This window comes from Hymenobacter coccineus (assembly GCF_001816125.1).
GTDB lineage: Bacteria > Bacteroidota > Bacteroidia > Cytophagales > Hymenobacteraceae > Hymenobacter > Hymenobacter coccineus.
In genome coordinates this window covers 1-9,223 of the sequence record NZ_MDZA01000092.1, presented here as the reverse complement: position 1 = coordinate 9,223, position 9,223 = coordinate 1, and the positions used below count along the sequence as shown (strand labels likewise).

General features: G+C 61.9%; 10 protein-coding genes and 1 pseudogene. 7 read left to right on the top strand and 4 right to left on the bottom strand.

Translation table 11 applies throughout. The features are described from left to right. The coding region (panC, locus tag BEN49_RS07010; RefSeq protein ID WP_070742341.1) for a pantoate--beta-alanine ligase at positions 1 to 638 on the bottom strand (638 nt) is incomplete at its 3' end. Positions 639 to 755: 117 nt separating this feature from the next. On the opposite strand from panC, the gene BEN49_RS07005 reads away from it, so the two are divergent. From BEN49_RS07005 to BEN49_RS06980, 6 genes are all read left to right on the top strand, one after another. Beyond that, positions 756 to 1,568, top strand: coding sequence for a glycogen/starch synthase (locus BEN49_RS07005; RefSeq protein WP_070742340.1), 813 nt, complete (start codon positions 756 to 758; stop codon positions 1,566 to 1,568). Positions 1,569 to 1,920: 352 nt separating this feature from the next. After that, the gene (gene glmS / locus BEN49_RS07000; protein WP_070742339.1) at positions 1,921 to 3,759 is read left to right on the top strand and encodes a glutamine--fructose-6-phosphate transaminase (isomerizing); all 1,839 of its coding nucleotides are present in this window, start codon (positions 1,921 to 1,923) and stop codon (positions 3,757 to 3,759) included. Positions 3,760 to 3,878: 119 nt separating this feature from the next. Beyond that, positions 3,879 to 4,262 carry a RidA family protein gene (locus BEN49_RS06995; protein WP_070742338.1) on the top strand — a complete coding sequence of 128 codons (384 nt, stop codon included), beginning with the start codon at positions 3,879 to 3,881 and terminating at the stop codon, positions 4,260 to 4,262. Between the two features lie 166 nt (positions 4,263 to 4,428). Further along, the gene (locus BEN49_RS06990; RefSeq protein ID WP_070742337.1) at positions 4,429 to 4,620 is read left to right on the top strand and encodes a hypothetical protein; all 192 of its coding nucleotides are present in this window, start codon (positions 4,429 to 4,431) and stop codon (positions 4,618 to 4,620) included. A gap of 68 nt (positions 4,621 to 4,688) precedes the next feature. Beyond that, positions 4,689 to 6,242, top strand: a complete 1,554-nt coding sequence (gltX, locus tag BEN49_RS06985) for a glutamate--tRNA ligase (protein ID WP_070742336.1) — start codon at positions 4,689 to 4,691, stop codon at positions 6,240 to 6,242. A 101-nt stretch (positions 6,243 to 6,343) separates the two neighbouring features. Then, positions 6,344 to 6,706 (top strand): hypothetical protein, encoded by a 363-nt coding sequence (locus BEN49_RS06980; protein WP_070742335.1) that lies wholly within the window; start codon positions 6,344 to 6,346, stop codon positions 6,704 to 6,706. Positions 6,707 to 6,996: 290 nt separating this feature from the next. Here the strand turns inward: BEN49_RS06980 and BEN49_RS06975 are convergent, their stop codons facing one another. Beyond that, complete coding sequence (locus BEN49_RS06975; protein ID WP_125916587.1) at positions 6,997 to 7,503, bottom strand: toxin-antitoxin system YwqK family antitoxin; 507 nt, start codon at positions 7,501 to 7,503, stop codon at positions 6,997 to 6,999. A 161-nt stretch (positions 7,504 to 7,664) separates the two neighbouring features. Here BEN49_RS06975 and BEN49_RS06970 point away from each other — a divergent pair, with 161 nt between their 5' ends. After that, positions 7,665 to 8,447 carry a TIGR00266 family protein gene (locus tag BEN49_RS06970; RefSeq protein WP_070742342.1) on the top strand — a complete coding sequence of 261 codons (783 nt, stop codon included), beginning with the start codon at positions 7,665 to 7,667 and terminating at the stop codon, positions 8,445 to 8,447. Between the two features lie 165 nt (positions 8,448 to 8,612). Here BEN49_RS06970 and BEN49_RS06965 read toward each other — a convergent pair whose 3' ends face one another. Together BEN49_RS06965 and BEN49_RS06960 are read right to left on the bottom strand one after the other, a co-directional pair. After that, entirely contained in the window at positions 8,613 to 8,834 is a 222-nt protein-coding gene (locus tag BEN49_RS06965) for a hypothetical protein (protein ID WP_070742333.1), read from the bottom strand. 170 nt (positions 8,835 to 9,004) lie between these two features. Beyond that, positions 9,005 to 9,223, bottom strand: a pseudogene (locus BEN49_RS06960) (GH3 family domain-containing protein); the annotation flags it as partial.

Below are 9,223 nucleotides of genomic sequence, written 5' to 3'. Positions count from 1 at the left end.
CTACCTGGGCGGCGGCGGCGGCCAGCGCCTGGTGCAGCTGCGGCGCGGCGGCGCGGGCCGTGGGGCCCAGCGGCGGTGCGCGAGGACATGGCCAGCCCGTCGGCCTCGCGCACCGTGGGGAAGGCCACGATTTCGAGGTCGAACGACAAGTCGGCCACCAGCTGCCGCACGATGGCCACCTGCTGCCAGTCCTTCTGCCCAAAATAGGCCCGGTGGGGGCGCGCCGCGTGGAAGAGCTTGCTCACCACCGTGGCCACCCCGTTGAAATGGCCCGGCCGCTGGGCCCCCTCCATCACCCGCTCCAGGGCCCCAAAGTCGAAGCGCAATACCGCCGGCTGGGGGTACATTTCCTCGGCGCTAGGCAGGAAGGCGGCGGTGCAGCCAGCGGCGGCCAGCAAGTCGGTATCGGCCTGGGGCAAGCGCGGGTAAAGGCGGTAGTCGTCGGGGTTGTTGAACTGCGTGGGGTTGACGAACACAGTGGCCACTACGGCGTCGCACTCGGCGCGGGCGGCGGCCACCAGCTGGAGGTGGCCGGCGTGCAGGGCCCCCATGGTGGGCACCAGGCCCAGGCGGTGGCCGGCGCAGCGCGCGGCCTCGGCAAAGGCGCGCAATTCGGCCACGGTAGAAAATATCTGCATGGGAAATGAGCCCGTTGGCCGAGCCCCGGGAAAGAGGGGGTTGAATTTCTGCCCAAAATTGTGTAATTTTGTGCGGCCATCGTATGGCCTTTTCATTTTTTCTTTAAATCCACCTGTATGTCGAAGTTGCGCATCCTCTACGCGGCCACCGAAATTGACCCTTTCCTGAACACGACGAAGGTGGCAGAGCTGCTGCGTCGGCTGCCCGCGGGCATGCAGGAAATGGGTTGTGAGATTCGGATTTTCGTGCCCCGTTTTGGCATCATCAACGAGCGCAAGAACCGGCTGCACGAGGTGGTGCGCCTCTCGGGCATCAACATTGCCGTGGGCGACGACGAGAAGCCGCTGGTTATCAAAGTGGCTTCCATCCCGACGGCTAAGTTGCAGGTGTACTTCATCGACAACGAGGACTACTTCCACCGCAAATCGGCCCTGGTGGACAAGGACGACCACTTCCACGCCGATAACGATGAGCGCGCCATCTTCTTCTGCAAGGGCGTACTGGAAACAGTGAAGAAGCTGGGCTGGTCGCCGAACATCGTGCACTGCTCGGACTGGATGACGGGCCTCATCCCGCTCTACCTGAAAACGACTTACCGCAAAGACCCGGTGTTCAAGGACGCCAAGTCGGTGTTTTCGATCTATAACAACGAGTTTCTGGACAAATTTGAAGGCAACATCCTGGCGAAAGCGAAGATGCTCGACATCGACGACCAGATGCTGAATTCGCTGAAAACGGCTGACTTCAGCGGCTTCGTAAAAATCGGCATGGACTACGCCGACACCGTGGTGCGCTCCGACGAGGATTTCTCCGACAACCTGAACGGCATGTTCCAGGAGTATGCCTCGCGCAAAACCCTGAGCCAGGTGGCTACCGACGAGAACTTGCATTCTTCTTACCTGGCCCTCTACAACGAGTTGGCCAACTAAGCCGCTCGGGGCCCCGGCCATCTTCTTGGCAAGCTGCAATAACAACGCAGCGCGTAGTGGCGGCCCCTATTTTTTTATTTGCTCATTATCAGTTCATTGCTTGGTGCAAATGGTGTGAGGTGGGGCCCGGGGCCCCGCCAATACCCAAAAAACAGTAGCTTCGCCTTTCATTGCTTTGCATTGCTTGTGAACCGCGCTGTATTTGTACTTAACGTTAGCTATTTCCAGCGGCATCCGCTTCGCTTAGTGCGGAGCGCGTAACGTGATTTTTGTGTCGGCGGCCCATCCTTTCTTTGGATGGGCCGCCGGCTTTTTTTCTAGTAATTCTTCAATTATTTAACGCTTTACTACTATGTGCGGCATCGTTGCATACATCGGCCACCGTCAGGCCTGCCCCATTATCCTTAAGGGCCTGCATCGGCTCGAATACCGCGGCTACGACTCGGCTGGCGTGGCCCTGATGAACGACGGGGAGCTGAACGTATACAAGAAAAAAGGCAAGGTGGCGGAGCTGGAGAAGTACATCGCCGAGAAGGACACCCACGCCCGCGTGGGCATGGGCCATACCCGCTGGGCCACCCACGGCGAGCCCAACGACACCAACGCCCACCCGCACTACTCTACCTCGGAGCGGATTGCCATCATCCATAACGGCATCATCGAGAACTACGCGGCCCTGAAAACGCACTTGCAGCAGCAAGGCCACGAGTTTCATTCGGACACCGACACGGAGGTGTTCGTGAACCTGATCGAGGAAATTCAGACCCAAAACCACTGCAACCTGGAAGAAGCCGTGCGCCTGGCCCTGCACGAAGTGGTAGGGGCCTACGCCATCGTGGTGATGAGCCGCGACGCCCCCAACCAGCTCATCGCCGCCCGCAAGGGCTCGCCGATGGTGATTGGCATCGGCGACGGCGAGTTTTTCATTGCCTCCGACGCCACGCCCATTATCGAGTACACCAACGAGGTGGTGTACGTGAACGACTACGAGATTGCCATCATCCGCGACGGGCGGCTGGAACTGCGTAGCAAGGAAGATGTGGAGCAGACGCCCTACATCCAGAAGCTGGAACTGGAGCTGGATAGCATCGAGAAGGGCGGCTACGAGCACTTCATGCTGAAGGAGATTTTTGAGCAGCCGCGCTCCATCATGGATTCGATGCGCGGCCGCCTGGAAATGAATGCCGGCCACCTGAACATGGGCGGCTTCCGGGCCTACGAGCAGAAATTCGTGAACGCCCAGCGCATCATCATCGTGGCCTGCGGCACCTCTTGGCACGCCGGCCTGGTGGCCGAGTACCTGCTGGAGGACCTGGCCCGCATTCCGGTGGAGGTAGAGTACGCTTCGGAGTTCCGCTACCGCAACCCCATCATCACGGAGCGCGACATTGTGATTGCCATTTCGCAGAGCGGCGAAACGGCCGACACGCTGGCCGCCATTGAGCTGGCCAAGAGCAAGGGCGCTACCATCTTCGGCATTTGCAACGTGGTGGGCAGCAGCATTGCCCGCGCCACCGACGCCGGCGCCTACACCCACGCGGGCCCCGAGATTGGGGTGGCCAGCACCAAGGCCTTCACGGCCCAAGTGACGGTGCTGACCCTGCTGGCCATGCTCATGGGCCAGAAGCGCGGCACGATTACCGACACCAAGCTGCGCGAGCTGATGGTGGAGCTGGACACGATTCCGGCCAAGGTGGAGCAGGCCCTGAAGCTGGACGACGAAATCCGTAACATCGCGGCCGTGTTCTGCGACGTGCCCAACTTCTTGTACCTGGGCCGCGGCTACAACTTTCCGGTGGCCTTGGAAGGGGCCCTCAAGCTCAAGGAAATCAGTTACATACATGCTGAGGGCTACCCCGCCGCTGAGATGAAGCACGGCCCCATTGCTCTCATCGACGAGAACATGCCGGTGGTGGTCATCGCCACGCGCGACAGCTCCTACGAGAAGGTGGTGAGCAACATCCAAGAGGTGAAGGCCCGCAAGGGCCGCATCATCGCCGTGGTGACGGAGGGCGACGACGTGATTCCCGGCATGGCCGAGTTCGTCATCGAAGTGCCCTACACCTCGGAGGCCTTGATGCCGCTCGTGTCGGTCATTCCGCTGCAACTGCTCAGCTACCACATCGCCGTGATGCGCGGCTGCAACGTGGACCAGCCCCGCAACCTGGCCAAATCGGTAACGGTGGAGTAAAAAGAATGTGAAAATGAGGGGAAATGTGGGGGATGTGAAAATTGACGAGAATTAATCAATTTTCACATCCTCCACATTCCCCCTCATTTTCACATTCTCCCCATTTTCACATTTAAGCAATGCCCCACCAAATCATCCTCACCGACCAGGCGCCCGCGCCCATTGGGCCCTACAGCCAGGCCGTGCGCGCCGGCAACACCGTGTACGTGTCGGGCCAGATACCGCTGGACGCGGCCGGCCAGCTCGTGCCCGGCGACGTGACCGCCCAGACCCACCAGGTGCTGAAGAACCTCACCGCCGTGCTGGCCGCCGCCGGCCTGCAGCTCACCAACGTGGTGAAGTGCAGCATCTTCGTGAAGGACCTGGGCAACTTTGCCACCATCAACCAGGTGTACGGCACGTACTTCGCCGACGCCACCGCGCCGGCCCGCGAAACCGTGGAAGTGGCCCGCCTGCCGCGCGACGTGGAAGTAGAAATCTCCTGCATCGCCGTAGGTGCCTAGGGCCCCTGGGCCGGGCTGCCGGCTTTTCGCCGGCTGCCCGGTAACCGCTGAACGATACTCCTGGGGTCCCTGGTCTTCGACTTTTAGGGGCCCTAGCAGATACGAAATAGGGCCCCGGGCGCGTTAGATAACCAGCTTATTCCTAATCTTTTTTTGCCTGATTTCCATGAAAGAACTTGGCCTCTTTTTGATATTCGTCGGCATTATTTCGACGGCGCTGCCGATGATCAACCCCAACGGGCAGTACGTTTTTTTAAACTGGATGAATAACTGGGGCCCCAACGCGGCCTGGGCCATCCGGGGCGGCATCACGCTGCTGGGCTTCGTGCTGTGGCGCGTGGGCGGCCGGCGCGGCTAGCCGGGGCCCCCGGCCTTACCTTTGCGGCGCGTTCCGGCTTTATGGCGGGACGCGCTTTTTTTAGTGATATGACCGAGAGAAACGTTCGGGTGCGCTTCGCGCCTTCGCCCACGGGGCCCCTGCACATCGGCGGCGTGCGCACCGCTTTGTACAATTACCTGCTGGCCCGCAAGCTGGGCGGCACCATGATCCTGCGCATCGAGGACACCGACCAGAACCGCTTCGTGCCCGGCGCCGAGCAGTACATCCTGGAGGCGCTGGCCTGGTGCGGCATCGTGATTGACGAGGGCGTGGGCGTTGGGGGCCCCCACGCGCCCTACAAGCAGAGCGAGCGCAAGCCCATGTACCGCCAGTACGCCGACCAGCTCATCGCCGACGGCTTTGCCTACTACGCCTTCGACACGCCCGAGGAACTGGACGCCATGCGCGCCCGCCTGCAGGCCGCCAAGGTGCCCAACCCGCAGTACAACAGCATCACCCGCGCCCAGATGCGCAACTCGCTGACGCTGCCCGAGGACGAAACCCAGGCCCTGCTCGACGCGGGCACGGCCTACGTCATTCGCCTGAAAGTGCCCCGCAAGGAGGAAATCCGCTTCCAGGACATGATCCGCGGGTGGGTGGTGGTGCACTCCAGTGCCGTGGACGACAAGGTGCTGATGAAGTCAGACGGCATGCCAACCTACCACCTGGCCAACATCGTGGACGACCACCTGATGGACATTTCGCACGTCATCCGGGGCGAGGAGTGGCTGCCCTCGGCGCCGCTGCACGTGCTGCTGTACCGCTACCTGGGCTGGGAAAGCACCATGCCGCAGTTCGCCCACTTGCCGCTGCTGCTCAAGCCCGACGGCACGGGCAAGCTCAGCAAGCGCGACGGCGACCGCCTGGGCTTCCCGGTGTTCCCGCTGGAGTGGCACGGCACCGACGCCGAAACCGGCGAGCCCACCGTCAGCCGCGGCTACCGCGAGGACGGCTACCTGCCCGAGGCGCTGGTAAACTTCCTGGCTTTCCTAGGTTGGAACCCGGGCACGGCGCAGGAGATTTTCTCGATGGACGAGTTGATCGAAGCCTTCGCCATCGACCGCGTGAGCAAGTCGCCGGCCAAGTTCGACGTGGCCAAGGCCAAGTGGTACAACGAGCACTACCTGCGCGCCCAGCCCAATGCCGAGCTGGCCCCGTACCTGCTGGAGGCCCTGGCCGCCCACGGCCTGAGCTGCACCCCCGAAAAAGCCGAGCAAATTGTGGGCGTGATGAAGGAGCGCGTGAGCTTCCCGCAGGATTTCTGGCAGGAGGCCAAGTACTTTTTCGACGCCCCGATGGAGTACGACCCCGCCGTGGTGGCCAAAAAGTGGAACCCCCAGGTGGCCGACGCCCTCGCCGCCTACGCCGATGCGTTGTCCGGGGCCCCCACGGCCTCGGCCGAGGGCCTCAAAAACCTGTTCACCCAGACCGTGGAAGCCCAGGGCCTCAAGCCCGGCCAGGTGCTGCAAGCCCTGCGCGTGGCCGTGACCGGCGCCGCCGCCGGCCCCGACCTGTTCGAAACCCTCGTCATCCTCGGTACCGACGAGGTAGCCGGCCGCCTGCGCACCGCCGTGGAGCGCCTGGGGGCCCCGGCCGCGTAGCCCTCCGCACAACCCTTGCCCAAGGCCGCGCCGTATGCACTACGGCGCGGCCTTTTTGCTTGGCAACGGGGCCCCTTGCATTACCACTCACTACCCTCGTTATGGCCAAGAAACCCGTCAAGCCTAAAAAAGCGGCCCCCGACCCCGACAAAAAAGCCCGCGTGCACAAGGAGTTAGAGGGCTTCGAAATCGGGGTGAACCCGCTGGGCGAAATCACCTCCAACTACAGCATCGAGCAAATTAACCAGTTCTTGGGCCGCCACGTGCGCGACAAAAAGCTGGTGGACCGCGCCGGCCAGTTCGGCGAAAAGAGCGAAGACGAAGACGGGGCCCCTGAGCCCGAAGAAACCGACGAGGACTTCATGAAGCGTACCAGCCGCGAGGCCAAGCGTAAGAAATCCGAAGGCGACGACGCTTCCGAAGCCGCCGAAACCCGCGGCGAGCTGCCCGCCACCGACGAATAGGGCCCCGGGTCTTTTAGGTGAGGCTTCAAAAAGCCGGTCATGCTTATCTAGCGTCCGCGCAGCCGAAGCATCTCTCCCGCTGACTAAACCAACCGTTCAGCGATGTGGAAGAGATGTTTCGCTACGCTCTGCATGACCGTTTTTAAGGACTCTATGCTCAGAAGCTGGCCAGTAGAAATTTGTCATTCCGACGAAGGAGGAATCTGAGGCGTATCCTTGATCGGGTCTGTCCAGATTCCTCCTTTGTCGGAATGACAAATTTCTACTGAATGGATTCTTACAGCTGCCCCTTACTGTACGGGGCGGGTTTCGATGAGCTGGCCGTTTTTATAGATTTCGGTAGTGGTGAGGCGGCCGGCCTGGTACACGTCGGTGGCGGTGTGACTGCCGTTGGTGTAGGTTTCGACGGCCCGCACCTGGCCGGTTTCGGTGTAGCGCGTCCAGGGCCCGAACCAGTAGAAGCGGGCCCCCTTGGCGCCAGTCAGCCACTGGGCCTTGCCGCGGCGCTCCACCTGGCCGCCGGGGTACCAGTACGTGACCTCGCAGTAGCCCTCGCGGCCGTAGCGCTCGGTTTGGGCCAGGGCCCCGGTGGGCCCGTAGTAGCGAAACGTGCCCACGGGCCGGCCGTGGCGGTAGCGCCCAGCCGTGAAAGGCTGGGTACGGGCTGCCTCGTCGTAGTAAGTGCGCCAGCGGCCCTGGCTACGGCCGTGGCGGTCGGTGCGGTTGGCAGCGGGGCGGTTGCTGGCGCATGCCCCGCACAATAGTAAGCTCAGCAAGAGTAGGCTACGGCAACGCATGGGCGGAGGAATGGGCGAGTGGCTAAAGGTAGCGAAGTACAACTAATATTTTAGTTGAAACGTTTCGGGTGCGAAAATTATTGCGCCGCCGGGGCCCCATTGCCGGGCGGCGCGGGCGGCTACCTTTGCCCCCGGCCGCGCACCAGCCGGCCCCCGCCGCCATGTTCTCGCACGACGTAGACTACCGCATCTTGGGCACCGACATCCAGGTGCTGGAAATTGAGCTGGACCCCAACGAAACCGTGGTGGCCGAAGCCGGCGCCATGGTGTACATGGAGGAAGCCATTGCCTTCGAAACCAAGATGGGCGACGGCTCGGCCCCCGACCAGGGCCTGATGGGCAAATTGTTCTCGGCCGGCACGCGGCTGCTCACCGGCGAGTCGCTGTTTCTCACGCACTTCACGCACCGCGGCAGCTATGGTAAGAGCAAGGTGGCCTTTTCGGCCCCGTACCCGGGCACCATCATCCCGCTCGATTTGGGTACCCTGCCCCAGGGCCTTATTGTGCAGAAAGACGGCTTTCTGGCCGCCGCCAAGGGCACCAAAATGAGCCTGCACTTCAACCAAAAATTCGGGGCCGGCCTGTTCGGCGGCGAGGGTTTTATTCTCCAAAAGCTCACCGGCGACGGCAAGGCCTTCGTGCACGCGGGCGGCACCATCATCGAAAAGCAGCTGAACAACGAGCTGCTGCGCGTGGACACCGGCTGCGTGGTGGCCTTCGAGCCCGGCCTCGACTTCAGCGTGGCCCGCGCTGGGGGCCTGAAATCGATGATTTTTGGGGGTGAGGGGCTGCTGCTGGCTACGCTGCGCGGCAGCGGCCGCGTCTGGCTGCAATCCATGCCCGTCAAAAAGCTCATTCGGGCACTGGCCCCCGGCGGCGGCAACGCCCAGAAGGAGAGCGGCAGCGTGCTGGGGGGCTTGGTCGGCGGCCTACTGGACGAGTAAGGCGAGGCGTGGGGCCCCCGCAGGCTAACCACGCCCCGTTCCCGGGTTAGTGTACGTTTTGTAAAGAAGTCAAAAGTTGAGGATTAAAAGTTAAAGTGTTGCCTACTAGCAGTTTTAACTTTTAATCCTCAACTTTTATCTCAATGCATAAACGGAAGAACCGCTTTAGCGGGACTGCTCGATGAGCGCGGGCTGGTCGGCCAGGTCGTTGATGCGAATCGATTGCGCTAGCAGGATGCCTACCGCGCCCAATACCACGGCTATCGTAGCTACTAAGACCCATAAAAAAGGCCGGTTTTCAAGGTCATCGGCGGGGCGGTTGCGCTGGGCGGCCTGGCGCCAGCGGCGCGAATCGCGGGGGGGACGGGGAACGGAGAGGGTGGGCAAGGTAAGATAGGATAAGTAGTAAAAATAACCGAACTAGGCACCGGTTGTCAAAAAGACAACAGAATCATAAAAATAAATCCCTAAAATATCCATTAGTGTAATGCCTGTCGGGCAATTACTTACGGACAAATATATAGCTTGGATTGCTTGGTTGCAAACGGAGTTTTGTCCTACGCCGGGGCCCCCGCGGCCACGGCCAGCACCTGCTCCAGCACGGCCCGCGAATTTAGCAAACGGGGCACTTTGTGCTGGCCGCCGAGCTTGCCCTGGCCGGCCAGCCAGCGGGCAAACGTGCCCGGGGGCAGCACCCGCAGCAGGGGCGGGGCCAGGGCCAGGTCGCGGTGGCGCTTGGCGTCGTAGTCGGAGTTGACGCGGCGCAGCGTGGCGTC